Below are 24,180 nucleotides of genomic sequence, written 5' to 3' on the forward strand. Positions count from 1 at the left end.
AGGAAAGAATGTTGAAGTTCGCATTGAAACTGGCGGCTGCCGCAACGCTGCTCGCCAGCGTCGCGCTAGGCTCGCCGGCAATGGCGCAGGATGGCCAGAAGACGTTTTACCTGCTGTCGCATGGCGGTCCCTCGGATGCGTTCTGGCTCGACTGGAATGCCGGCGCGACCAAAGCCTGCGACCAGCTCAAGGTGACCTGCAAGATCTCCTTCAGCGGCGGCGACATGGCGGCGCAGAAGGAGGCGTTCAATTCCGCGCTTGCGGCCAAGCCCGACGGCATCGCCACCACCTCGGCCCAGCCGGGCTTGTGGACCGAGGAAGTGAAGGTTGCCAAGGCGGCCGGGATCCCGATCGTGTTCTTCAACACAGACGATCCGGCGACCGGACGGCAGGCCTATGTCGGCGCCGATCTCAAGGAGGCGGGCGTCATCTGGGCCAAGTATCTCGTCGACCGCAAGATGGTGAAGCAGGGCGACAAGGTGTTCCTGCCGGTGGAAGTGCCCGGCGCCAGCTATCAGCAGCTGGAGACCGAAGGCATCGCCAGCGTCTTCGATCCGTTGGGGATCAAATATGATGTGGTCGATTGCGGCACCGACCCGGCCGGCATCATTGCCAAGATGACCGACTATATGGTGGCCAACAATCCGCCGGCGATCATCGCGCTCGGCGATTCCGTGGCGGCCAGCGTCAAACGGGTGTTCGACGGCGCAGGTGTGCCGGCCGGCAAGATCCCGGTCGTCGGCTGGGGCAATTCGAAGGAAACCGCCGAGGCCGTCAAATCCGGCTTCGTCAACGCGGCCGCCTGGCAGTTTCCGTCTGCGCAGGGCTTCATGCCGGTGGCGCTGCTCGGGCTCGCCGCGTCGGGCGAACCGATCGGCTACGACATCCATACTTTCAGCCTTTACGACGCCTCAAGCGTCGAACCGATCCTGAAACTCTACGACACGAAGTGAAAACCGGTGCCCGCGGCGCAGGCCGCGGGCACCACTTCAAAGCATGGTTCAAGCAGTCATGATGATCGCCGCAGAAGACGAAATGCCTGTCGGGAAACGCAGATCGAGCCTTATACGCTCGCCGCAATTCTCCTCGCTCGTCATCCTCATTGTCCTGCTCGCGATTTTCGCCATCGCCGATGCCAATTTCCTGTCGCCGCTCAACATCTCCAACATGATGGCGTTCCTCCCCGAGCTCGGCATCATCGCGCTCGGCATGACGCTGCTTCTGACGGCGGGCGAATTCGACCTGTCGGTTGGTGCCGTGTTCGGGCTGGCGCCGGTCGTCGTCATGCTTCTGGTGCAGAACGGAGGCGTCGATATCGGCTTCGCGCTTCTGGCCGGGCTTCTGCTGTGCGTCGCCATCGGCGCGATCAACGGGTTGATCGTCACCAAGATCGGCATTTCGTCCTTCCTGGTCACGCTGTCCATGCTGCTCGTGGTGCGCGGGGCGGCGCTCTACATCACGCAGGGCTTTCCGCTGAAATCCTGGGACCAGCCAGGCTTTTTCGTCACGCTGCTGGCCGGCAGCTTCAATGTCGGTTCGTTCAGGTTCTACACCTCGCTGTGGTGGTTCATCGGTCTCTCGCTGCTGGCGATCTACGTGCTGCGCTATGCCAAGCTCGGCAACTGGATCAGCGCCATCGGCTCCAACCGGAACGCGGCGGTGGCGCGCGGCGTGCCGGCGGACGCAGTCAAGGTGTGGCTGTTCATCCTGACTTCGGTCCTGGCGGGACTGGCCGGCATGATCAGCGCTTTCCGCATCTCGGCCGCCTCACCGGTGGCCGGCACCGGCTACGAGCTCGAAGTGATCGCCATGGTGGTGGTCGGCGGCACGGCGCTGACCGGCGGACGCGGCACGATCCTCGGCACCATCGTCGGCGCGCTGATGCTGCGCGCGATCCGCAACGGCATCGTGCTGATCGGCGTGCCGGGCCTCGCCTACAACATCTTCGTCGGCCTCATCATCCTCGCCATGCTCATCCTGCACGCTTTGCTGCAGAAGAACGCTGCGAGGGGCTGATCATGGAAGTTCTCCGGCTGCAGAATCTGCAAAAATCCTTCGGCAGCGTTCGGGCGCTGAAGAATGCGTCCTTTGCCCTCAAGGAGGGCGAGGTGGTGGCCTTGCTCGGAGACAATGGCGCCGGCAAATCGACGCTGATCAAGGCGATCTCGGGCGTGTTTCCAGCCGATCGGGGCGACATCTATGTGCGCGGCGAAAAGGTTTCGATCCGCTCGACGCGCGATGCGATGGACCTCGGCATAGAGACCATCCACCAGGACACGTCGCTGGCGCCGGATCTCAGCATTGCGCGCAATCTTTTCCTTGGGCGCGAACCGGTCAAGCTGAAATGGCTGGGCGTGTTCGCGCCGCTCGATTTCGCCAAATTGCGCGACGCGGCGTCGGCGCTGTTGAAGCGCGTCGGCATCTCGAAGAAACTCGACGCCGATGCGCTGGTCTTAACGCTGTCGGGCGGCGAGCGCCAGTCGATTGCGATTTCTCGCGCCATGCAGTTCGCCGCCAAGGTCATTATCCTCGACGAACCGACCAACAATCTCGGTGTCGAGGAAACCCATGGCGTGCTGCGCTTCGTCAAGGAGGTGCGTGACGCCGGCCATTCGGTGCTCTTGATCACCCACAACATCCATCACGTGTTCCAGGTCGCCGACCGTATCATCGTCATGCGCCGCGGCGAGATCGTCGCCGAGCAGACGGTTGCCGATACCGATCTCCTGACCGTGGAAAGCATCATCACCGGCGCCGACATGTCGGCCCTGCTGAAAGAGACGAGAGCGAAGTGAAGAAGTTGGCCGTCACATGGTAGAACTTTACGGCAAGACGCTTTCGCGCCGGCAGGTGTCGGAACGTTCGGGCATGCTGTCGCAATTTGCCGGCGTGCGGCTGATGACGCTTGGCGACGGGGTGGAACGCGGCATTCGCATGCTGGAGTTCCGTACTGGCACGGGGCTGCGCTTCACCGCGCTGGTCGACCGGGCGCTCGACATCGCCGACTGCGACTTCAAGGGCCAGGCGATCGGCTGGCATTCGCCGAGCGGCTTTCGTCATCCCGGCCTGCACGATTACGAGGGGGAGGGCGGGCTCGCCTGGGCACGCTCGTTTTCTGGGCTGCTTGTCACCTGCGGCCTCGACCACATATTGGGCCGCGAAGAGGTGCCTGCCGATAGCTACAACTACCCGGGCAAGAAGACCGTGATCCATTCGCTGCATGGCCGCGTGGGCACCATTCCAGCGCGGCTGACCGGTTATGGCGAGGCCTGGGATGGCGACCGCTGCGTGCTTTGGGCCGAAGGCATCGTTCAGCAATCGGCGGTGTTCGGCGAGGATTTGCATCTGATCCGGCGTATCGAGGCCGATGTCGGCGGCAACGAGATCCGGCTGTCGGACCGCGTCGTCAACCATGGCTTCAATCGCACGCCGCATATGTATTTTTACCACGTCAATGTCAGCCACCCCTTGCTCGACGAGGGTTCGCGCTATCTGGCGCCGATCCGCGACGTCGTCTGGGCTGGCCATGCAGGCGAACGCTACAAGGCGCAGAAGGTCGGTTACCGCACCGTGCCGGCGCCGCGACTGGGCTTCAGCGAGCAGGTCTGGCAGCACGAGATGGCGGCGGACGCCAATGGCGAGGTGCCGGTGGCGGTGGTCAATGACGGCATAGGGCTTGGCCTGGAAGTGATCACGCGCAAGGACCAGCTGCCTTGCGCCTATCAATGGCAGAATTTCCAGGCGGGGCAGTATGCGTTGGGCATCGAGCCCTCGACGCACCATGTGCTCGGCAATCTCGCCGCACGTGAGCGCGGCGAAATGATCTGGCTGGAGCATGGCGAAAGCCGTTCCTACGACGCGATGTTCCGAGTGCTCGACGGTGCCGGCGAGATCGCCGCGACGGAAGAGAGGATCGCTTCGATCGCCAGGCAACCGCAACAGGATTATCCTGCGCCGTCGGGCAATTTTCCGGGATTGGCGGACAGGGCATGATGCGAAACGAATGCTCCGGCTGGCGGGCCGGAAATCGGAGGTCGATGTGATGGCGAAAAAGCGCGACTACAGCCTGGTCGGGGAAAGCACGCGCACCGCGATCGAGACCGGGCTGGCCTCGGCCGAGTGGTATCACACCGATGTGCCGCGCAAGGCGATGAAAGAGCTGATGCAACGCTCGGACGGGCCGGCGATCCGCGACACGATCATCTGGATCGTTGCCATATTGGGCTCTGCCGCCGGGATCGCCTGGTTCTGGGGCACGTGGTGGGTGGTGCCGTTCCTGCTCGTCTATGGCGTGCTCTACGGCTCGTCCAGCGACTCGCGCTGGCACGAGTGCGGCCACGGCACCGCTTTCCGCACGCGCTGGATGAACGATGCCGTCTACCAGATCGCCAGCTTCATGCTGATGCGCAACCCGGTGACCTGGCGCTGGAGCCATGCGCGCCATCACACCGACACGATCATCGTCGGCCGCGACGCCGAGATCGCGGTGATGCGTCCGCCGGACCTGCTGCGCGCCGCACTCGCCTTCACCGGCATTCTCGATTTCCGCTATTCGCTGCCGACGCTGGTGCGCAATGCGTTCGGCAGCATCTCGCCCGACGAGAAAAGCTTTATCCCCGAGATGGAGCTTCACAAGGTGGTCACCGCCGCGCGCTGGCATGTCGCCATCTATGTCGCGGCGATCGTGCTGGCGCTCTATCTGTGGTCGTTCCTGCCGCTGGTGCTGATCGGCCTGCCGCGCCTCTATGGCAGCTGGCACATGGTGCTGACCGGCCTGCTGCAGCATATCGGCCTGGCCGATAATGTCACCGACCACCGGCTGAACACGCGCACCGTCTACATGAACCCGATCAGCCGCTTCATCTACTGGAACATGAACTACCATGTCGAACATCACATGTTCCCGATGGTGCCGTATCACGCGCTGCCGAGGCTGCATGAATTGATCAAGCATGATCTGCCCGCGCCGAACCCTTCGATGTGGCATGCCTACCGCGAGGTCTGGCCGGTGCTGCTGAAGCAGCTTCAGTACGAGGACTATTTCCTCAAGCGTGAATTGCCGCCGACGGCCAGGCCGTACCGGGACGAGTTCCATGCGCTGACCGTTCCGGCGGCGGCGGAATAGGGGAGAAGCAGATGGCCGACTGGGTTGAAGCGTGTGGCGTCGACGATGTCGAGGAAGAGGATGTCATCCGCTTCGATCATGGCGGCCGTACCTTCGCCATCTATCGCAGTCCCGATGACGAGTACTTCGCAACCGACGGATACTGCACGCATGAGAAGGCGCATCTGGCCGATGGGCTGGTGATGGACGACATCATCGAATGCCCCAAGCACAATGGCCGCTTCAACTACAAGACGGGTGTGGCCCGAGGCGCACCGGTATGCGTCAATCTCGCCACCTATCCGGTGAAGGTCGAGGCTGGCAAAGTGATGATCCAGATCGGCTGACCTGCCGCCGAATGCAACTGAGGGAACCCATTTGATGAGCCGAAAAAGACCAACGGTGGCGGATTTGCGCGCCATGAAGGGCAAGCGACAGCTGACCATGCTGCGCGTGCTGACGATGGACGAGGCCGAGGCCGCCGAGCGCGCGGGGGTCGACATCGTCTCGGTGCCGCCCGAACTGGTGCTCAACCCGCAATACCGGGACGCCGCACCCAGCCTGTTCACCATGCCGGGCGACAATTTCTACGAGATCGGCACGGCGGACGATTTCGTGCGCTGGGCTTTCCTGCTCTACAAGGCCGGCGCCGACGCGGTCTATTGCAGCGCCGGTTACGCCACGATCAAGCGGATGGCCGATGACAATATCCCGGTGATCGGCCATGTCGGGCTGATCCCGTCACGGGCCACCTGGACCGGCGGCTTCAAGGCGGTCGGCAAGACCGCCGACACCGCCATGGAGGTCTTCGCGGCGGTGAAGCAGCTGGAAACTGTCGGCGCCATCGGCGCCGAGATCGAGGTCGTACCGGTCGAGGTGGCCAAGGCGATCTCTGAACGGACATCGTTGATCATGCTGTCGATGGGAGCGGGCACCGGTTGCGATGCGCAATATCTGTTCGCTGACGACATCCTCGGCCAGAACCGTGGCCACATGCCCCGTCACTCCAAGGTCTACCGCAACTTCGCCGCCGAGTATGATCGTTTGCAGGCCGAGCGTATCGCCGCGTTCTCGGAATATGTTGCCGATGTCAACAGTCTTGCCTATCCCGAAGACAAGCATGTGGTGCATATGGATCCGGCTGAGCTCAGCCTGTTCATGAAAAGGGTCGACAGGGCGTGAAATCTCAAGGCAATGATGCGACGGACGACGCCGCGCCGGTTCATATTCTTACGCTTTCTTGCGAGGACCAGCCGGGGATCGTCGCCGCGGTCACGGCGGAGCTTGCCGCGAACGGCGCCAACATCGCCGAAAGCAGCCAGTTCTGGGACCGGCAGACCAATCGCTTTTTCATGCGGATCGCCTTCATCAGCCCGCCAGGCTCGACCAGGGACAGTCTGGAACGGGCCTTGAAATCAAGTGTCGACCGGTTCGGCATGAAGACCGCGCTCGTCGATCAGGGGCGCCGCCCGAAGATCATCGTCATGGTCTCCAGGTTCGACCACGCGCTTCTGCATCTGCTGTACCAGATCAGGGTCGGCTGGCTGAACGCGGAGGTTGCCGCCGTCGTCTCCAACCACGAGGATGCCCGCCGCTTCGCCGAGCTGGAGGGCATTCCCTACCACCATTGGCCGACCACCAGGGAGAACAAGGCCGAGCAGGAACAGAAGCTGCTGGACCTGGTGCAGCAAACAGGGGCCGAACTGGTCATCCTGGCGCGCTACATGCAGGTGTTCTCGAAAAGCCTGTCGGACCGGCTGTTCGGACGGGCGATCAACATCCACCATTCCTTCCTGCCGAGCTTCAAGGGCGCCAAGCCTTATCACCAGGCCTTCGACCGCGGCGTCAAGCTGATCGGTGCGACGGCGCATTACGTCACGTCCGACCTCGACGAGGGCCCGATCATCGATCAGGAGACCGAACGCGTCACCCATGCGATGAGCGCCGAGGATTTCGTTGCCGTCGGGCGCGACATCGAAAGCCGGGTGCTGGCGCGCGCGGTCAAGCTGCATCTCGAAGCCCGCGTCATGCTCAACGGCCACAAGACCGTCGTTTTCTGAGCGAAGCCGCGTCAGGCCGGCCAGCTTCCGCCGGCGAGCGCAGCGTAAAGTGCCTCGGCGTCGATACCGAGCGGCCGGTCCTCTTTCAGCATGGGGACGAGAGCGCGTATCGCCGCGTGAAGTGCGGCGGTGCCTGGCGCCAATGTGAAGCCGTCGCGCAGGTCTATGGCCTGTGCGGCGGCCATCAGTTCGAAGGCGATCAGCCGCCGCCACAGCTCGATCATCCCGGCGCATTTCGCAACCGCCAGAGGCGTCTGCGTGGCGTGATCCTCGACGCCTTCCGACACGGCCAGGAAGTCGAGCATCACCGGATTAGCCTTGTGGCGGATGGCGGCCAGGATCGAGGTCACTGTCTTCTGCAGCGGCACGAAGCCGGCCGAGGCGCCGCCGACCGGCGACAGATATTTCGGCAGGCCATTGCGGCCCGAGCCAGTGAGCTGGATAAAGCGGGCGGCACTGGCCGCGGCACATTGGGCGATCGCCAGGCCGAGCGTCTCGAAGGCGAGCGCCAGTGCGGCGGTGTGGAAATTGCCGGTCGACAGCACCAACTCATCATCGCCCAGCACCAGCGGATTGTCGGCGGCGGCGTTGAGTTCGATCTCGACAGCCTGTCTCGCCTGACCGATCGCCTCGATCAGCGCGCCATGGATCGACGGCATGCAGCGGATCGACAGCGGGTCCTGCAAGGTGGTCGGCACCAGCGCCTCGTCGCGGACGAGCAGATCGTGCAGCACCTTGGCTGCTTCCTGCTGGCCGGCCGCCGGGCGCGCCATGTGCAAGCGCGGATCGAGGATGGTGCGGTTGGCACCAAAACCTTCCATGGTCAGCGCCCCGGTCTGCTGTTGCTGGGCAAGAGCCGACAGCGCATCCGTCACCGCAAGCGCGCCGCTGCCGGCGGACACCGCCGAGGCATTGATCAGCGACAGCCCATCCTTGGGCGCCAGGCTGATGGGGGCGAGGCGCGCCATCATCAGTGCCTTGGCCGCCGGCATGCGACGGCCCTGATAGTCTGCTTCGCCTTCGCCGGTGAGCATGCGGGCGAGTGCCGTCATCAGCACCAGATCGCCGGCGCCGATCGAGCCGAGTGACGGCATGACGGGATGGACGCCGGCGTTGAGCGCGTCGACCAAAGCGACGAAGACGGAGGGCGAAAGGCCGGAGCCGCCAACCGACAGCATCGCGGCGCGGGCAAGCATAGTAGCGCGCACGGCTTCAACCGGCAGCACCTCGCCGACGGCGCCGCTGCGTCCTTCAAGCAATTGGCGCTGGAAGGCGCCGGCGTCGCCGTCGACAGCAGTGCCGAGATTGGCGCCGAGTCCGGTGTTCAGGCCATAGATCTGCTGGCCGGATGCGGCGGCCTGGTCGAGCACTTTTCGCGCCTTCTGCAGCCTGCCGATGACATCGGGTCCGATCTCCACCTTGCGACCATCGCGGGCCACGGCGGCGACATCGCCAATGCCGACGCCGGCTCCGGAGAGGACGAGCACGGTCATGCGAAGCGCAGCCGCTGGCCAATGCCTTGCACTTGCGCCTTGGCCAGCATCGCCTTGCCCAGCGCAATGTCGGACAGCGACAGGCCACGATGCCAGAATAGGATCGTTTCGTCGTCGCTTTCGCGCCCGACTTTCAGACCGGCGGCGATCTGGCCAAGCTCGGCGTGCAGCGTCTTCTCGCTCAGCCGCCCGGTCTCGACATGGGCGCGCAGCGAGCCGAACTTGCCGCCCTTGCACTGGCCCCAATCGTCGACGACCATTTTCTGCATGATCTCGGTCAGCGACAGTTCGACCGCGCTCATCGTGCCATAGGGCACGACCAGCGCGCCGGGCTTGATCCATTCGGTCTTCAGCAATGGCTGCGGCTCCGGCAGCCGCGAGGCTTCGACGACGATGTCGGCGCCCTCGATGCAGCTCTTCCAGTCGGCCACCGCAGTGACCGTCTTGCCGAGATCGGCGGAGAGTTTGGCGGCAAAACCGTCGCGGCTTTCCGGCCGGCGCGAATGGACGCGGATCTCGTCGAAGTCGAAGAGATGGTCGAGCAGGCGCACGTTCCAGTAGGCGGTGCCGCGCGCGCCGATATGGGCCAGTACCTTGGAATTCTTGCGCGCCAGATGTTTGGCGCCGATGGCGGTGACAGCGCCTGTGCGCATGTCGGTGATGACGGTGGCGTCGAGGATGGCGCGCGGCGTGCCGGTTCGCGGATCGAACAGATTGAGGATGCCGAATTCGGAAGGCAGGCCATGCAGGTAATTGTCGACATAGTCGCCGACGATTTTCACGCCCGCCGTGTCGAGCGGCGCGACGTAGCCACGCAAGACATTGAAATGACCGTGGAAGGACGGGTCCGGTTCGAGATGGACGCGCGGCTCGATCACCGTCTGGCCGTTGCCTTGCGCCACCAGGCCAGCCTCGACGGCGGCAATGATTTCACCATCGGTCATGGCAAGGGCATCGATGTCGAGGGCATTGAGGTAGTCGATATAGATGGGCTTCATTTTACGCAGACACTTTCCTCGGCCACCCCGTCCATCCCATAGCAGGCCATGGCGCGACCCGAAAGTTTCGCGACACGAAAGTTTGTTGCGCTATCTCTGGACGCGGCCGGCCAAATGCTGTTCAAACCGGTTCCGTCATGACTGCCATTCCCGATACCGAAATCTTACCCGAAACGGCCACCAATGCGCGGCGCGTGGCGCTGATCGTCGCCATCGCCTTCTTCATGCAGTTGCTGGATTCGACGATCATCTCGACCTCGCTGCCGCAGATGGGCGCGTCCTTCGGCGTGTCGCCGGTGGCAATGAGCATCGGCATCACCGTCTACATGCTGACCATGGCGGTGTTCGTGCCGCTGTCGGGCTGGCTCGCCGACCGGTTCGGGGCGCGCAACATCTTCCTGCTGGCGATCGTCCTGTTCACCCTGGCCTCGCTCGCCTGCGGCCTCTCGCAAACCCTGACCCAGTTCGTCGCCGCCCGTGTCGTGCAAGGGCTCGGCAGCGCGCTGATGACGCCGGTCGGGCGGATTCTCGTCCTGCGCAATGCGTCGAAATCCGAATTGCTCAACGCCACGGCGCTGATCACCTGGCCGGCACTGTTTGCGCCGGTGGTCGGGCCGGTACTCGGCGGCTTCATCACCACCTATCTGTCCTGGCACTGGAATTTCTTCATCAACATCCCGCTCGGCGTGATCGGGCTGGCGCTGGTCGCGCGCTTCATTCCGGGCGACCGTGTGGCTGACCCCAAGCCGCTCGACTGGCCGGGTTTTTTCCTGACATCGGCCGGACTTGCCCTGCTGCTCTATGGCCTTGAACGCATTGCTCATCCGGAGGACGGCGTGCTGCCGACAGCGCTGCTGATCGTTGCCGGCATCGTCATAGGCTGGCTGGCGGTACGGCATCTCCGGCGGGCGCCGCATCCGCTGCTCGATCTCTCCTCGTTCAATGTGCTGACCTTTGCCATCTCGACATTGGCCGCCGGTACCATTTTCAGGGTGGCGATCAATGCCACGCCGTTCCTGCTGCCACTGCTGTTCCAGGTCGGCTTTGGCCTCTCGCCCGTCGATGCCGGCTTGATGATCCTGGCCTATTTCCTCGGCAATCTCGGCATGAAGACGGTGACGACGCCAACGCTGCGGCGTTTCGGTTTCCGCTCGGTGATGGTCGTCAACGGCATCATCGCCTCGGCCTCGATCATGGCTTGCGGGGCGATCTCGCCGCAGACGCCACAGGCGCTGGTGGTGGCGCTGATGCTGATTGCCGGCCTGACGCGCTCGATGCAGTTCACCGCGCTCAACACACTGGCCTTCGCCGACATCGATGCGGCGCAACGAAGCTCGGCGGCGACCCTGTCCTCGATGCTGCAGCAGGTGGCGATGCTGTTCGGCGTCGCGGTGGCGGCGGCGATCCTCAATTTGTCGCAGATCGTCAGGGATCGCCCCGCTCTCGACCTTGTGGATTTTCGAATCGCCTTCCTGGCGATCGGCGCCATCGGGCTGGTGGCGGCGTTGCGTTTTCTCGTGCTGCCGCCAAGTGCGGGCGCGGAGGTTTCCGGCCACTCGCCGGGAAATTGAGATCGATTTTTCCGCCTGATGCGGAGATAAATTCCGTCTCGTCCTTTCGCCGTAGTGCAGCGCTTTCGCGAGCGGCCGCAATGGCGCAACCAATTGCCAAAGTGCAGGCTTTTCCATGCATTGCGCCAGCTTCGGCAATCGACGCGTCCACTCGGTAAATATCGCTGCCGGCCTGGGTTCCGAGCGCGGATTCATTTGACGAACCGGCGTTGGGCCGATTAGCGTTCTTTCCCAGGGATGGCAGCGCTGCCATCGGGGCAAACGCAGACATGAACACGATCGGCTGGCCGAATTACAGGAGCCTGAATCAGGAAGGCATTGTCTTTGCCATAGCGGTGGTGCTGTTCGTTGCAGCGGCCATAGGCCTGCCGGGCTTCATCGACCCCAACAACCTTGTCGCCATTGTCCGCTCGGTGTCGGTGCTCGGCATTCTGGCCCTTGGCATGGCTGTCGTCATCATCGGCCGCGGCATCGACCTCTCCGCCGTCGCGATCATGGCGATGTCTGTCGCCTGGTATCTGCAACTTCTGAATTCGGGGACGCCGGACGGGCTGGCCTTCGCCTATGTGCTGGCCGGTGTGCTGGCCATCGGCCTGCTCAATGGCTTTCTCGTCGCCTATGCCGACGTGCCGGCGATCTTCGTGACGCTGGCGACAGGCTCCTTCGTCTTCGGCTATGTGCGCTCGCAACTGATCACGCAGGATGCCGTGCCGGTGCCGCAGGGCCATTGGGTCGAGCTGCTCGGCGGCCTGCGCTTCCTCGATGTTCCCATCGAGGTGTTCGTCTTCGCCGGCCTGGCATTCCTGTTCTTCCTGTTCCTGCGCTACACCAAATGGGGACGCTACATCTATTTCGCCGGCGACAATCCGGTGGCGGCGCGCAACATCGGCATTCCGGTGCGGCCGATGCTGGTGCTGCGCTATGTGCTTTCCGCCCTGGTCGCACTGGTCGCCGGCCTGCTGACGGCGGCGAGCCTGCATTCGATCAACACCCGGGTCGTCAACTCAACGCTGCTCTACGATATCGTGCTGGTGGCGGTGATCGGCGGCATCGGCCTGTCCGGCGGGCGCGGCGGGGTGCGCAACGTGCTGGTCGGTGCGGCACTGATCGGCATCCTGCTCAACGCCATGACCATCATCGACATTCCGCTGCTCTACCAGAACCTGATCAAGGCAGCGATCCTGCTCGGCGCCATCATCGTCGACGGCATCATCAATCCACGTGACGAGCAGACCGCCCAGCAAGGCGATATCTAAACCTACCGCGGACGGTTGGGGCCGGCCGTGAACAGCAACAGCAAAAACAGAGGATCTGACATGAAACTGATCAAGACACTTATGGCCGCCGCCACGGCGCTTGCCGTTACCACTTTCGTGGCGCCAACCTTTGCCGCCGATGATCCCGGCCCGGCCGCCTATGCACAGGCGCTCAAAGGCAAGCGCGTCATGCTGGTGCCGCTGGCGATGGGCTTCGACCTGGCGCAGGGCTGGGCGCATTATCTGAAGACCGAAGTCGAGGCGTGGGGCGGCGTGTTCGAGACGCGCGATCCGAACTGGGTCGTCGACGCCGGCGCGCAGGCGATCACCGACGCCATCTCGTCGGACACCAGGCCGGATGTGCTGATCATCCATGCGCCGGACCTCAACTCCTATTCCAAGCTGATGAAGAAGGCGCAGGCCGCCGGCACCTACGTCATCCTGGTCGACAATCCCGCCAACTTCCCGGCCGACGCCTTTATCGGCAGTGACTGGGACCGGCTCGGCCAGCTCGAGGCCGAAGCGGCGATCAAGGGCTGCGGCCCGAACTCGTCAAAGAAGATCGGCCTTGTGCAGGGTGACCAGGCCAACTCCTCCAGCCTCTATCAGTATGCCGGCATCATGAAGGTGCTGGACAAGAATCCCGACTTCAAGGTGGTGGCAAAGCCCGATTCAAACTGGGATGCGACGACCTCGCGCAACGTGACGACGACGATGCTGCAGCAGAACCCGGACATCTGCTCGATCATCGATTTCTGGGATGGTGACGCCACCGGCGCTTCCGCCGCGATCCGCGACGCCAAGCTCGACGGCAAGGTGTTCCTAGTCACCACGGGCGGCGGCGAAAAGGCGGCCGATTGCGACAAGCTGCAGGACGGCACCTATGGCGCCGTGGTGATGACCGATCTTGCTCGCCAGTCGGGCGACATGAACGCGATCATCAAGTTCCTGCTGCAGAGCGGCCAGCCGGCCGGCACCTCGCACACCTACATCTACACGCTGGAAAAGGCGACGACCAAGGCCGACCTGAAGCCCGACAGCTGCTGGGACCTGAAGGCGCTGCAGGCGCAAGCGGCTGCGAAATAAGCCGATCCTTGCCAACACCGATCAACGAGGTGGCCGGATTGCCCGGCCACCTCTTTCTCATGGAATAGCAGCTGCCGATGTCCTTTCGCGAACGCCTCCAGTCCTGGCGCTACAATCTCGTGCCCGACCACGTCGTCGGCGAGATCCTGACCAAACGCTGGACCGACAACGCCATTCCGTTCCTGGCGCTGGTGGCGACGCTGGCAACCTTCGGCTCGATCATCCCGGGCTTCTTCAAGCTGACCGCGCTGCAGGAATCGACCCGGCAGCTCGGCGAGTTCTCGATGGTGGTCACCGGCATGACGGTGGTGATGCTGGGCGGCGGCATCGACCTGTCGGTCGGCTCGATCTTCGCGCTATCCTGCTTTTCCGCTGTCTATGTCTTCTTTATCCTCGAACAGTCGATCTGGCTGGCACTGGCCGCTTCGCTCGCCACCGGCCTCATCTTCGGCGCCATCAACGGCTATCTCGTCGGCTATCTCAGGCTGCGCGCCTTTCTCACCACGCTGGTCACCTTCATCTTCGGACGGGCACTGTTCGACATCCTGGTCACCACCTATGCCGCAGATGTGCAGCTCTCGACAGCCACATCGGATGTGCTCGACTTCATCGGCGACAGCACGTTCTGGGGGCTGTCGGTCTCGGTCTGGCTGGCGATCATCCTGGCCATCGTCACCCATATCGCGCTGACGCGCTCGCGGCCGGGCTGGCACGTGCTGGCGGTCGGCGGCTCCAGGCGCTCGGCGCACAATGCCGGCATCCGCGTGCGCCGCACGGTGTTCATGACCTATGTCTTCTCGGGCTTCTGCGCCTCGATCGGAGGCTTCCTTATCGCCTGCCGCCTAAGCGGGGCAGGGCCGGGCACCGGCCTCAACCTCGAGATCATGGTACTGACGGCGGCGGTGGTCGGCGGCGTCAGCCTCGGTGGCGGGCGCGGCTCGGTGATCAAGGGGCTGATGGGCGCGATCATCGTGCTGACCATGACCAACGGGCTGATCCGGCTGGGCTACGGCACCGGCACCAACCAGATGGTGCTGGGCATCATGCTGGCGGTGGCGGTGACCATCGACATCCGCTGGCTGAAGAACCGCCACAAGGTGCTGAACGAGGTCTATGTCGCGCCGGTCTATCTCAAGATGGGCGTGACACAGTCGGCCGCACCCGGCTCAGGCACGCCCTACGAGCTCGACAACAGGCTGTCGGCCGCCGACCATATCGGGCTTGGCGAGCTGGAAGGGCCGGAAGACGTCATCCTCGACCGCGACGACAACCTCTATTGCGGCACGCGCCACGGCGAGATCGTCCGCTTCTTCGCGCCGGATTATGTCAGGTCGGAAGTGTTTGCCCACATCGGCGGCTTTCCGCTGGGCCTCGCCTTCGACAAATCGGGCAATCTGATCAGCTGCGTCGGCGCCATGGGCCTCTATTCGGTCTCGCCGGATCGGGAGGTCAAACGCCTGTCAGCGGAGACATCGCGTTCGTGGACCTCGATCGTCGACGATGCGCGGCTGCGCGACCCCAACGACTGCGACATCGCACCCGATGGCCGCATCTATTTCACCGACTCGACCAAGCGCTATGACGCGCATGACTGGGCGCTGGACTCGATCGAGAACCGCGCCACCGGCCGGCTGCTGGTCTACGACCCGAAGGACGGTTCGACCAGGACGCTGCTCGACGGCTACCGCTACACCAATGGTGTGTGCATGGCGCATGACGGCAAGTCGCTGTTCTTCGCCGAAAGCTGGGCCTGCCGCGTGCATCGCTACTGGCTGGAAGGGCCGAAGGCCGGCACCGCCGAATGCGTTATCCGCGACATGCCGGGCTATCCCGACAACATCAACCGCGCCTCCGACGGCAATTACTGGATGGCGTGGCTGGGCATGCGCACGCCGAGCTTCGACCTGTCGTTGCGGCACCCCGATATGCGCAAGCGCATGACGCGCCGGCTGCCGCAGGATGAATGGCTGTTCCCCAACATCAACACCGGCGGCGTGGTGAAATTCAACGAGACCGGCGGCATCGTCGAGGCGATGGGCGACCTCACCGGCGACGCGCATCCGATGGTCACCTCGATGCGCGAGCATAAGGGGCTTCTGTTCGTTGGCGGTATCCTCAACAACCGCATCGGCCGCTACAAGATCGCTGGCGCCGATCCGAACTGGACCAGCCCCGCTTCCTATTGGGGGGCGAAATCATGATCCTCGATCCGGTGCTCGACCTGTTTCGCGGCAAGGCGGTGACCATCCCGCCGCTCGACGGTGCTTTTCGCCCCAATACGCGGTTGGACGATGCGCCGGCGTTCGCCGAGCTGACCGAGCCCGACAATCTGCTGGTGTCTGGCGAGCGGCTGCTGGCCTCCAGCGGCAACGCAATCTATTCGATTGCCGCCGGAACCGGACCCAAGGTCGTCGAAACTTTCCCGTCTCCCGTCACGGCGCTGGCGCTGTCGCCATCCGGCCAGCTGACGGTCGGGCTCGAAAGCGGCAAGCTGCTGATAGGCGACAAGGAGGTTCCGCTGCCGGCTGCTCTCAGCTGCATCACCGCACTTGCCTATGCGGATGACGGCACGCTGTGGCTGGCCAATGGCTCGGCCGAGCACGCGCCCTCGCAATGGGCCGCCGACCTGATGAAGAAGGGGGCGTCCGGTTCGCTTTGGAAGCGGGATGCGGTAGGTGGCGGCTTCCGCAAAGTGGCCGGCGACATCGCCTTCCCCTATGGGCTCTATCCCGTCGGCAGGGATGTTCTGGTCGGTGAAAGCTGGCGCCATCAGCTTGTCCGCTTCGATGGCGCGACGGGCAACCGTTCGACGGTGTTGATGCATCTGCCAGGCTATCCCGCGCGCCTGTCACCCTCCGCCGATGGTGGTGCCTGGCTGACCTTGTTTGCGCCGCGCAACCGGCTGATCGAATTCGTCTTGCAGGAGACGCACTACCGGCAGGACATGCTCGACCAGGTGCCGCCGGCCTACTGGATCGCGCCGGCGCTGGCGTCCAGCCGCAGTTTCCTCGAGCCGCTGCAATGCGGCGGCATCCGCACCATGGGCATCCACAAGCCGTGGTCGCCGAGCCGATCCTATGGGCTGGTGGTCAAGCTCGACCAAAACATGCAGCCGCAATTCAGCCTGCACAGCCGCGCCAACGGCACGCGCCACGGCATCTGCAGTGTTGCGGAAAAAGACGGCCTTCTGTTCGTCGCCTCCAAAGGGGGCGACTGCATCCTTTCCGTCGCCACGGGAGGTTTCTGATGGAACCGATCGTCCGTCTGGAGAATGTCACCAAGAACTATCGCGGCGTGCCCGCTGTGAAGAATGTCAGCTTTGAGCTGCGCAAGGGCGAGATCCACGCGCTGCTTGGCGAGAACGGCGCGGGAAAATCGACGCTGACCAAGATCATCGCCGGGGTGGTCGACGCCACTTCAGGCAAGATGTTCCACAAGGGACAAGAGATCGCCTACGCGTCGCCGCACGCAGCGCTTGAAGCCGGCATCGCCATGGTGTTCCAGGAGACGAGCCTGGTGCCGTCGATGACGGTGGCGCAGAACCTTTATCTCGGCACCGAAAAGTTCCTCAACCGGCTGCGCGGCACCTACATTTCGGCGCAGCAATTCCTGCAATCGCTGAACTTTCCCGTCGACCCGAACGCGATGGTGGCGACGCTGGGTGCTGCCAAGCGGCAGATGGTCGAGATCGCGCGCGCGGTGCACCACAATGCCGAGATCATCATCTTCGACGAGCCGACGGCGACGCTGACGCCGGAAGAAAAGCGGCACTTCTTCGCGTTGATCCGCCGGCTGAAGGCGAGCGGCGTGTCGATCGTCTTCATCAGCCATGCATTGGAAGAAGCGCTTGATATTGCCGACCGCATCACCATTCTGCGCGACGGCGAGCTGGTCATCACCGACGACACGTCCGCCTTCGACCGCGACAGGATCGTTTCCGCCATGGTCGGGCGCACTTTATCGGGGGAGATCTACCGCCAGCGCGACGAAGCAAAACTGCGCAAGGCCGGCAAGAAAGTGCTGTCGGTGCAGGACATTTCGATGAGCAATGTCGTGCGCAACACGTCCTTCTCGATCTTCGAGGGCCAGATCACCGGCGTGTTCGGGCTGATCGGCTCGGGCCGCACCGAGACCTTCAAGATCGTCTCCGGCATCTACAAGCGCGATTTTCTGCGCGGCGGCGCCATCGAGCTGGACGACAAGCCCGTGCGCTATCTCGTGCCGAGCGAAGCGGTGGCCGACGGCATCGTCTATGTCACCGAGGACCGCAAGAGCGAGGGTATTTTCGAGACGATGGGCATTGCCGAGAACCTGTTCGGCGGACTGCTGGCGGCGGGCCGCGAAAAGGCCTGGGTGATCAACGCGCAGGAGATGCGCGCACTGTCAGCCGAATGGACGAAGACGCTGAACATCAAGGCGATCAACGACAATGCGCGGGTGGTCGAACTGTCCGGCGGCAACCAGCAGAAGGTGGTGATCGGCAAGGGGTTGGTGCAGCAGCCGCGCATCGTCATCTTCGACGAGCCGACGCGCGGCGTCGATGTCGGCGCGATCGCCGAGATCCACCAGATCATCAACCGGCTGGCCGACGAGGGCCTGGCCGTCGTCGTCATCTCGTCCTACCTGCCGGAGATCATGAATTTGTCGGACCGGATTTTGGTTTGCCGGCAAGGGCGTATCGTCGAGGAATTTTCGCCGGCGGAGGCTACGGAGGAGAAGATCATGTATGCGGCCGTGCATTAGGTTTTTGGCTGGTGCCTACGTTGATAATTGGCCAGGACATCCATCCCTTCGTCATCCACGGGCGGAGCAAGGCGCGCAGCGACGCGGCGCAGACCCGAGGATCCATGCCGCGACTCGGAAGCGCCGCGACCGTGCAGAATTCTGCTCCGTTGCACTCCGCGGCTGACGTCACTGCATGGATCCTAGGGTCTCCGCGACGGCGCTTCGCGCCTGCTTCGCCCTAGGATGACGAAGTTTAGGTGCCTCGGCTAATCTTCAACGCTATTGCGGGCCAAAAACTGAGTCAAAGAAGCTGGTTAGCCGCCTTTGCTCGAAACTTGATTCAACGAGCCAGTTCGTCGGTCAAAACGAAAGGAAACACCATGGCCACCACAAGACTCCTCAGCGATGCCGAGGTGGAGAAAATCCCGGCCGTGAAGGCCGTCTTCGACGACATCCGCGCGACGCGCAAATCCGATTTCGTCAACAATTTCTGGCGCGGGTTAGCCAACGATCCGCCGGCGCTGAAGCGGATCTGGGAACAGCTGAAGGTGGTGATGGTCGCTGACAGCGCCGTCGATCCGCTGACCAAGGAGATGATCTACATCGCGGTGTCGACCGCCAATGGCTGCTCCTACTGCGTTCATTCGCACACGGCCGCCGCCCGCGCCAAGGGCATGACCGACGCGCAGCATGGCGAGTTGGTTTCGATCATAGGGTTGGCTGGACAGACCAACCATCTCGTGACGGCGATGCAGATCCCGGTCGATCCACAGTTCGAGGTGAAGTGAGGATTAGTGGCGAGCCAGTGCTCGTTCTGCGACGTTTCTAACGTGAGGAATTGGCAGCGACGCACCTAAGTCCAGCCAATGAACGCTGTTGTAAAAGCGATGCTCGGCCCTATCAACATAGCGGTCCAATAGCTTTGTCACCCGAGATTTCGGCAGCGCCAGAACGCACCTTAGAGCGAACACAACCCTGTATTCGTCATCCTTCCGATCAAGCTCGCGCAATAACACTTCATCTCTCAAATCAATAAAGACCTTCCTAGGTAATTTCTTCGCGAGCGATATCCTGATTTCGTTATCAAGATCGAGCGCCAGCAGATCAGCAACGCGACCCTTTCCTAAGGTAAGGATAGCCGCAGCCTTTTGGGACGGCAATTTTGTTTGGTAGAATTCGAGCAATCCTCTTCGACGACCAGTAGGGTAGTCGCCCAATTTCCTGATGCGCTCGATGTCGGACCAGTCTCCGAAACGGGCGAGATATTTCAAGATACCCTTTGTGGCATCAATCTCCGTATCCCTAATCACGTCCCGTACCAAGTCGAGGTCTTGGACCTTCGCCAGTCCGCAAAGAGCCGCTAGGGCGTCATTACAAAACCTTTTCAACATGAAGTTTTCAAGATTTCTTATTTTAGGTTCCTGGCCGGCGACGATGGTCCCTGCGCTCCTTTCTTCATCAATCTTCCTGTCGAAATAGCCTTTGAAGCGGTCCCTCAAATTCTGCCTAATTTCGTCGCTAAATTTGGATGCGAACCGCGAATATAGAACGGACAATTCCCTTTCGCTGAATACGCCAGCGCTATTCGCTCTGGACCGCAGTGTTGAGAAATCAAGTTCAAGTAACCGGTTCATACGATAGATCTCGTAGTAGGTGTCATCCGTTTCACGGCCTGCAAACAAGCCAATCAAACTGTTGGATGGTTTGGTAATACATAGCGCCTGTTTTGCGACGTCGTCGTCAAGCTTGACGCCGTTTTTCTTTAAGGTCTCCGCAGCCAGTAGCCGGATTTCATGGTTGCTGTCGGTTAGAAGCGTTTCCGCCGCCTCCAACGCAATCTCGCTACGCGCATACAGAAGTTGAACCGCGTGAAGCCTAATAGACTCGGATTTGGCCGCTAAACATGAAAGCACCGTTTCTGTCGCTAGTGATTGCGAATTGCTGAAAAGCACATCCGCCAATTTCTGACCGACCTTATCAACTTCCTTTTCAACAACACGCTTGAGCGCGCCGTCCAGGTTGGTCCGCGACAAGATGCTGACGATCGCTTCCTCCACTTTCGTCCGGCGCTGTGGCGAACATTGCGCCGCTGCTTCTTCGATAAGAGGTAGGTCATCGTCGGTCGCATTTGAGCCCAAGAATGATAGGGCTGCGTCAAAGATTTGGCTAGAAGTTGCATCAGATAACCATGACGCAAGAACACGCTTCTGATCGAAGTACTCGTGAAGCGAAGGGATTGATTGAGACCCAAGGTCCAAAATCTCAATGGCGTACCGCTGCTCGCTTTCACTCCCGACTGCAGCGAGTACTTCGACACGGCTCCAGATGCCGCCCTCATCTTCGTACCTAGCAAGCCAGCGCCACAGGGGGACATTCTGATATTGAAATCCCACAACACCGCTGTCTACTAACGCTCGGACCTCTTGCTTCGAAAGTGCAGCATTTCTAAACTTTTGAAAAATCAAGTTCGCATCGTGATTGCCAACGTAGAACTCATCATTCCCCGACCGGCTAACAGAGGTTCCTATCAACCGTAGACGGGCTACTTCGTGCGCCGAAGTGCTTTCCCAATTCGGTGGTCTCTGCATCAGGCCATGAAGAAAATCTCGTGCCCCTTGATCGATCAACCAAGAATCAGAGGTAGGCGGATCGCTCGACTTGTCCTGAATCGAAGGAGCATCCTTGGGTTGACTAGATTGCGGGTCTTCTACAGTAAATATTTCGGTTTCACGCCAGCCTATCTCCTCTAATTTATCCCGAATAGTGTCTCGGAAAACCTGATGATCAGAGAAATCTTTGAAAAAGATTTTGTTCTCGTCGATGCATTTTTGCCGAAATTTTAACACCTTTCCGAGACCTTCGCCCGGCTTCATGTTAGGTGGAACTTCGACCATTTTGAAATAGATGGCCATGTCTTTCATGAGGCCATTTTCAATGCGGGCTTTAGATCTGAAATATTCTTCTTCGAAACCAGACGAATAATCCGGACCTGTCTTTGAACCCCAATTGTCGCAGAGTACCCCGATAAAGTAATCGCACTTGTCGAGGTCGTCATTAATTTTGCTTTGGGCGCGGACGTAACCTGGGACTGCGTCTTCCCATCCCAACAGCTTAAACTGAAGCCTCCAGCGATCAGAATGGCTGCGGTTTACACTGTTAACAACGTCATGCGCTGCTCGCCGTTCGTCTTTCAAGCCGCCAGGTGAGCCAATAAAAATACGAACTATTTTCTGTTTATCCGACACAGTTTTGCCCGTCCGCCCGCAGTGCATTGGCCCGTTGAGTCCCTGTTGGAGAGCGTAACGTGACGGTTGAAACCCGTCTAGACGGCTGATCGGACTAGCCGGCCTGCGGCTGCAGTGATCTGCGAGTGAGCCGTTGGTGGACGGTATTGCTCATAATCAACAAAGCAGTTTGCGGAAGAGGTTGGCGCTAGCAATTTTCGAAGACTTTTTCATGTGGTTGAAAGCATAGCACATCAAACGAGTGGATCTCGCCGTGTTGACGGAAAATGAACAAGCTCTTCGCTTTTGGCAGGGACAAGGCTTCGAGCCGATGCGGACGGCGGGGCCAGTCAGTATCGGCGCCAAACGGCATATGGCCCAGGTTTTGGGCCGGCGGTTGTAAGCAGCTACACCGGCCGGTAAACCTTCTCCGCCGTGTTCCAGAAGATATCCGCCTCTGCCGCCGCACCATGCTCGGCTACCGCATGCCGGTGCGCCTTGATCAATTCGGCGTGGCTGGTCCACAATTTCTCGATCGGGAAGTTCGAGCCGAACATCAGATGGTCGGCGCCAAGGATGTCGATTGCGTTGTCGACGATGTAGGCGATCAGCGCCGGGTCGTTGCGGTGGACGAAGGTGCCGAGGCCGGAGAGCTTGGCGTAGAGGTTGGGGGCGGCTGCAAGCGTGCGCAAGCCTGCCTTCCAGGCTTCGGTGGTTTCCGGCTCCATGCCGGTCAGCATGCCGGCATGGGTGAGGATGAAATTCGTTTCGGGGTTCTCGCCGACCAGCGTCAGCCCGTCCTTCATCTGGGCGGGGAAAAGCTGCAGGTCGAAGGACAGGCCATAGTCCTTGAGCCGCGCCACATTGGCGCGCACCTTCGGGTCGATCACCTGGTCGGCCGAGGCGGCGAAACGGAAGGCCGGTGTCTCGTGCCAATGCAGCTGCATGCGCACGCCGCGCAGCAGCGGATATTTCTTCAAGCGATCGATCTGGGGCCTGATATCGTCGACGGTCATGTCGGTGTAGCCGACGATGGCATGCGGCCAGCCGGTTTCGTCGGATGTCTTCTGCAGGAAGGCGACTTCCTTCTCGAAATCCTCCTTGGCCCAGTTGGTCTGGACATAGACGGCCTTCTCGACGCCCGACCCCTTCTGGTCTTCGAGAAACTCCTCGATCGGATAGTCGCGGCGGATCGGCTCGTAGGGACCAAAAATACGCGGCACCATCGGCCCGACCAGCCAGGGCTGGTCCTTTTGGCGCCAGATGTGGAAATGCGCGTCGATGGTTTTCTGCATCATGAAACCCTCCTCCAGATTGTCGCCGCCGCCGGAGCAGGGCGGGCGAGCGACAGGATGAAATCGGTGAGGCCTTTCACCGACGAGCCGTCGACGAGGTCGTCCAGCACCGGCAGGATGGCGCGCAGTGCCGCCGTTGCCGGCCGGAAGCGCGGATCGCCGGCCAAGGGTGTGGCCAGCGACAGTCGGAAAGCGCGGGCGCTCAGCCGTCGCATGGCTGTCTCCAACTCGCCATGATCGCCGCGCTCCAGCGCGTCGGACAGGATCACGACCGTGGCACCGCGTGCAAACGACGAGAAGCGCGGCACCGAGAGGAAGGCGAGCAGCGTCGGCCCCATGCGGGTGCCGCCGTCCCAATCGTCAACCTGCGCGGCCGCGCGCGCCAATGCCTGATCGCGGTCGCGGATGCGCAATGCCGTGGTGATGCGGGTCAGCCGCGTGCCGAAGGTGAAGATCTCGGCGCGGTCCGCGCCTTGCACGGCGGCATGCGCCAGCTTGAGGTAATCCGACGTGTGCAGCTTCATCGAGCCGGACACGTCGATCAGCAGCAGCAGCTTTCGGGGGACGGTCTGGCGGCGGCGCAGCAGCGGCGAGGGCACGTCGCCATCGGCGCTGACGATTTCCCGCAGCGACCGGCGCAGATCGAGCTTGCCGCGCGAATGCGTGCGTACGGTGCGGAAGGAGCGGCGGGCGGGCAAGGCTGAAGCGAGTTTGCGGCGGAAAGCGGCAAGGCGGTCATCGTCACGCTGGAAGTCGCGGCTGCTCAACTGCTCCAGTGCCGAGGACAGCTCGCCGCCCTCTTGGGTTTGTTCGGCTTCGATCCGTTCGTCGTCGGCGCCGCCATCATCCTTGATGCGGGTTTCCTCGTCGGCGTCGCCTTCCACCACGGCGGATGTGTTGCCATAAAAGTGGCTCTGGAAATGCGCTTCGAATTCGTCGTGGCGGTCGGGCGGCGGCGCCAGCGTCGCGAGCGCCGCCTCGCGGATGTCTGCCATCGAGCGCGGCCCGAGCAATGTCACGGCCTGCATGAAGCTGGAGACCTGCTCGGGCGCTATGGCGAAGCCGTAGCGGCGCAGCAACCGGGCGAAGCTGAGCAAGGGCGCTGCCGCGCGGGGTAAGCTTGTTTCCCGCATCATTGCGTGGCGCCCCCCTCTGTCCTGCCGGACATCTCCCCCGCAAGGGGGGAGATCAGCAGCTTCGATGCTTCGCTCCGTTCTGCGACGCTGGAGATTGTCGAAAGCCGGAATGACAGCCAATCTCCCCCCTGTTTGGACCGGAGACATCGCGAACAGGTGTGCGAGGACATCGCGAACAGTTTTGTCACTTATCGTCTGCAGAGGTTGAGGTCGACTGTTTCTATTTTCTGAT

The 24,180-nt window shown here is 62.0% G+C and carries 20 protein-coding genes; 15 read left to right on the forward strand and 5 right to left on the reverse strand.

Annotated elements, in window-relative coordinates; all coding sequences use genetic code 11:
- Nucleotides 1-8 precede the first annotated feature (8 nt).
- From NKI66_RS17180 to purU, 8 genes are all read left to right on the forward strand, one after another.
- On the forward strand, nucleotides 9-953 hold the full coding sequence (locus NKI66_RS17180) for a sugar ABC transporter substrate-binding protein (protein WP_023814031.1): 945 nt from the start codon (nucleotides 9-11) through the stop codon (nucleotides 951-953).
- An 82-nt stretch (nucleotides 954-1,035) separates the two neighbouring features.
- Nucleotides 1,036-2,016 (forward strand): ABC transporter permease, encoded by a 981-nt coding sequence (locus NKI66_RS17185; RefSeq protein ID WP_031213848.1) that lies wholly within the window; start codon nucleotides 1,036-1,038, stop codon nucleotides 2,014-2,016.
- The gene (locus NKI66_RS17190) at nucleotides 2,013-2,795 is read left to right on the forward strand and encodes an ATP-binding cassette domain-containing protein (RefSeq protein ID WP_196815367.1); all 783 of its coding nucleotides are present in this window, start codon (nucleotides 2,013-2,015) and stop codon (nucleotides 2,793-2,795) included. The genes NKI66_RS17185 and NKI66_RS17190 overlap by 4 nt, the downstream gene beginning before the upstream one ends.
- A gap of 16 nt (nucleotides 2,796-2,811) precedes the next feature.
- Nucleotides 2,812-3,993 (forward strand): aldose 1-epimerase family protein, encoded by a 1,182-nt coding sequence (locus NKI66_RS17195; RefSeq protein ID WP_023814028.1) that lies wholly within the window; start codon nucleotides 2,812-2,814, stop codon nucleotides 3,991-3,993.
- 49 nt (nucleotides 3,994-4,042) lie between these two features.
- The gene (locus NKI66_RS17200; RefSeq protein WP_164892896.1) at nucleotides 4,043-5,125 is read left to right on the forward strand and encodes a fatty acid desaturase family protein; all 1,083 of its coding nucleotides are present in this window, start codon (nucleotides 4,043-4,045) and stop codon (nucleotides 5,123-5,125) included.
- Nucleotides 5,126-5,136: 11 nt separating this feature from the next.
- Nucleotides 5,137-5,451 (forward strand): MocE family 2Fe-2S type ferredoxin, encoded by a 315-nt coding sequence (locus tag NKI66_RS17205; RefSeq protein WP_013530832.1) that lies wholly within the window; start codon nucleotides 5,137-5,139, stop codon nucleotides 5,449-5,451.
- 34 nt (nucleotides 5,452-5,485) lie between these two features.
- Nucleotides 5,486-6,286 carry a 3-methyl-2-oxobutanoate hydroxymethyltransferase gene (locus tag NKI66_RS17210; protein ID WP_031213845.1) on the forward strand — a complete coding sequence of 267 codons (801 nt, stop codon included), beginning with the start codon at nucleotides 5,486-5,488 and terminating at the stop codon, nucleotides 6,284-6,286.
- Nucleotides 6,283-7,164: a formyltetrahydrofolate deformylase gene (purU, locus tag NKI66_RS17215; RefSeq protein ID WP_023814025.1), complete on the forward strand. Its 882-nt coding sequence runs from the start codon at nucleotides 6,283-6,285 to the stop codon at nucleotides 7,162-7,164. The genes NKI66_RS17210 and purU overlap by 4 nt, the downstream gene beginning before the upstream one ends.
- Nucleotides 7,165-7,175: 11 nt before the next feature.
- Here the strand turns inward: purU and NKI66_RS17220 are convergent, their stop codons facing one another.
- Complete coding sequence (locus NKI66_RS17220; RefSeq protein ID WP_023814024.1) at nucleotides 7,176-8,657, reverse strand: HAL/PAL/TAL family ammonia-lyase; 1,482 nt, start codon at nucleotides 8,655-8,657, stop codon at nucleotides 7,176-7,178.
- Nucleotides 8,654-9,655, reverse strand: a complete 1,002-nt coding sequence (locus NKI66_RS17225) for an ornithine cyclodeaminase family protein (protein WP_023814023.1) — start codon at nucleotides 9,653-9,655, stop codon at nucleotides 8,654-8,656. The genes NKI66_RS17220 and NKI66_RS17225 overlap by 4 nt, the downstream gene beginning before the upstream one ends.
- Before the next feature lie 137 nt (nucleotides 9,656-9,792).
- Between NKI66_RS17225 and NKI66_RS17230 the strand changes: the two genes are divergently transcribed.
- The 7 genes from NKI66_RS17230 (at nucleotide 9,793) to NKI66_RS17260 (ending at nucleotide 19,081) form a co-directional block, all read left to right on the forward strand.
- On the forward strand, nucleotides 9,793-11,226 hold the full coding sequence (locus NKI66_RS17230; protein ID WP_023814022.1) for a DHA2 family efflux MFS transporter permease subunit: 1,434 nt from the start codon (nucleotides 9,793-9,795) through the stop codon (nucleotides 11,224-11,226).
- 269 nt (nucleotides 11,227-11,495) lie between these two features.
- Nucleotides 11,496-12,482 carry an ABC transporter permease gene (locus NKI66_RS17235; protein WP_023814021.1) on the forward strand — a complete coding sequence of 329 codons (987 nt, stop codon included), beginning with the start codon at nucleotides 11,496-11,498 and terminating at the stop codon, nucleotides 12,480-12,482.
- Between the two features lie 60 nt (nucleotides 12,483-12,542).
- Nucleotides 12,543-13,568, forward strand: coding sequence for a sugar ABC transporter substrate-binding protein (locus NKI66_RS17240; RefSeq protein ID WP_352752348.1), 1,026 nt, complete (start codon nucleotides 12,543-12,545; stop codon nucleotides 13,566-13,568).
- Between the two features lie 77 nt (nucleotides 13,569-13,645).
- Nucleotides 13,646-15,769: an ABC transporter permease gene (locus NKI66_RS17245; protein WP_352752350.1), complete on the forward strand. Its 2,124-nt coding sequence runs from the start codon at nucleotides 13,646-13,648 to the stop codon at nucleotides 15,767-15,769.
- Nucleotides 15,766-16,815 carry an NHL repeat-containing protein gene (locus tag NKI66_RS17250; RefSeq protein WP_352752352.1) on the forward strand — a complete coding sequence of 350 codons (1,050 nt, stop codon included), beginning with the start codon at nucleotides 15,766-15,768 and terminating at the stop codon, nucleotides 16,813-16,815. Before NKI66_RS17245 ends, NKI66_RS17250 begins: the two co-directional genes overlap by 4 nt.
- Nucleotides 16,815-18,311, forward strand: coding sequence for a sugar ABC transporter ATP-binding protein (locus tag NKI66_RS17255; protein WP_352752354.1), 1,497 nt, complete (start codon nucleotides 16,815-16,817; stop codon nucleotides 18,309-18,311). Before NKI66_RS17250 ends, NKI66_RS17255 begins: the two co-directional genes overlap by 1 nt.
- Nucleotides 18,312-18,673: 362 nt before the next feature.
- A complete protein-coding gene (locus tag NKI66_RS17260; protein ID WP_023814016.1) occupies nucleotides 18,674-19,081 on the forward strand; it encodes a carboxymuconolactone decarboxylase family protein in 408 nt (135 codons plus the stop codon).
- A gap of 3 nt (nucleotides 19,082-19,084) precedes the next feature.
- Here the strand turns inward: NKI66_RS17260 and NKI66_RS17265 are convergent, their stop codons facing one another.
- From NKI66_RS17265 to NKI66_RS17275, 3 genes are all read right to left on the reverse strand, one after another.
- A complete protein-coding gene (locus tag NKI66_RS17265) occupies nucleotides 19,085-21,538 on the reverse strand; it encodes a DUF4062 domain-containing protein (RefSeq protein WP_352752356.1) in 2,454 nt (817 codons plus the stop codon).
- A gap of 386 nt (nucleotides 21,539-21,924) precedes the next feature.
- The gene (locus tag NKI66_RS17270) at nucleotides 21,925-22,812 is read right to left on the reverse strand and encodes an amidohydrolase family protein (protein ID WP_352752361.1); all 888 of its coding nucleotides are present in this window, start codon (nucleotides 22,810-22,812) and stop codon (nucleotides 21,925-21,927) included.
- Nucleotides 22,812-23,948, reverse strand: coding sequence for a vWA domain-containing protein (locus NKI66_RS17275; protein WP_128303424.1), 1,137 nt, complete (start codon nucleotides 23,946-23,948; stop codon nucleotides 22,812-22,814). Before NKI66_RS17275 ends, NKI66_RS17270 begins: the two co-directional genes overlap by 1 nt.
- Nucleotides 23,949-24,180 lie beyond the last annotated feature (232 nt).

Source organism: Mesorhizobium sp. M0518, assembly GCF_040321125.1.
In the GTDB taxonomy this organism is placed as follows: domain Bacteria; phylum Pseudomonadota; class Alphaproteobacteria; order Rhizobiales; family Rhizobiaceae; genus Mesorhizobium.

Coding starts and splice junctions, on each gene's coding strand:
- NKI66_RS17180 (WP_023814031.1), top strand. CDS start 9: ATGTTGAAGTTCGCATTGAAACTGGCGGCTGCCGCAACGCTGCTCGCC.
- NKI66_RS17185 (WP_031213848.1), top strand. CDS start 1,036: ATGCCTGTCGGGAAACGCAGATCGAGCCTTATACGCTCGCCGCAATTC.
- NKI66_RS17195 (WP_023814028.1), top strand. CDS start 2,812: ATGGTAGAACTTTACGGCAAGACGCTTTCGCGCCGGCAGGTGTCGGAA.
- NKI66_RS17200 (WP_164892896.1), top strand. CDS start 4,043: ATGGCGAAAAAGCGCGACTACAGCCTGGTCGGGGAAAGCACGCGCACC.
- NKI66_RS17205 (WP_013530832.1), top strand. CDS start 5,137: ATGGCCGACTGGGTTGAAGCGTGTGGCGTCGACGATGTCGAGGAAGAG.
- NKI66_RS17210 (WP_031213845.1), top strand. CDS start 5,486: ATGAGCCGAAAAAGACCAACGGTGGCGGATTTGCGCGCCATGAAGGGC.
- NKI66_RS17220 (WP_023814024.1), bottom strand. CDS start 8,657: ATGACCGTGCTCGTCCTCTCCGGAGCCGGCGTCGGCATTGGCGATGTC.
- NKI66_RS17225 (WP_023814023.1), bottom strand. CDS start 9,655: ATGAAGCCCATCTATATCGACTACCTCAATGCCCTCGACATCGATGCC.
- NKI66_RS17230 (WP_023814022.1), top strand. CDS start 9,793: ATGACTGCCATTCCCGATACCGAAATCTTACCCGAAACGGCCACCAAT.
- NKI66_RS17235 (WP_023814021.1), top strand. CDS start 11,496: ATGAACACGATCGGCTGGCCGAATTACAGGAGCCTGAATCAGGAAGGC.
- NKI66_RS17240 (WP_352752348.1), top strand. CDS start 12,543: ATGAAACTGATCAAGACACTTATGGCCGCCGCCACGGCGCTTGCCGTT.
- NKI66_RS17245 (WP_352752350.1), top strand. CDS start 13,646: ATGTCCTTTCGCGAACGCCTCCAGTCCTGGCGCTACAATCTCGTGCCC.
- NKI66_RS17250 (WP_352752352.1), top strand. CDS start 15,766: ATGATCCTCGATCCGGTGCTCGACCTGTTTCGCGGCAAGGCGGTGACC.
- NKI66_RS17255 (WP_352752354.1), top strand. CDS start 16,815: ATGGAACCGATCGTCCGTCTGGAGAATGTCACCAAGAACTATCGCGGC.
- NKI66_RS17260 (WP_023814016.1), top strand. CDS start 18,674: ATGGCCACCACAAGACTCCTCAGCGATGCCGAGGTGGAGAAAATCCCG.
- NKI66_RS17270 (WP_352752361.1), bottom strand. CDS start 22,812: ATGCAGAAAACCATCGACGCGCATTTCCACATCTGGCGCCAAAAGGAC.
- NKI66_RS17275 (WP_128303424.1), bottom strand. CDS start 23,948: ATGATGCGGGAAACAAGCTTACCCCGCGCGGCAGCGCCCTTGCTCAGC.